1 pseudogene is annotated in these 257 nt (G+C 42.4%); it reads left to right on the top strand.

Annotated elements, in window-relative coordinates:
- Positions 1 to 69: 69 nt before the first annotated feature.
- Positions 70 to 257 (top strand): annotated as a pseudogene (locus tag AC0QH1_RS06400) (group II intron reverse transcriptase/maturase); the annotation flags it as partial.

The raw sequence follows: 257 nt of genomic DNA, 5'->3' as shown, positions 1-257 counted from the left end.
CTGCACGAAAACAAGGATGTAATACTGAAATGTCGCGACCATATCCAGGAATGGTTGAAAGGAATAGGATTGGAACTGAAGGATACCAAAACTCATATCACCCACACCTTAGAAGGGGATAAACCAGGGTTCGACTTCTTGGGATTTAACATCCGGCAATATCAAGTCGGAAAATATAAGACCGGGAAAAACCCACACGGTAATCCACTAGGTTTTAAGACCATCATTAAACCCAGCAATCAAGCCATCAAAACCCA

The sequence above is a fragment of the Phormidium sp. CCY1219 genome (assembly GCF_055795085.1).
The sequence above is the reverse complement of the archived record's forward strand: the minus strand, read 5'-3'. Positions and strand labels throughout refer to the sequence as shown.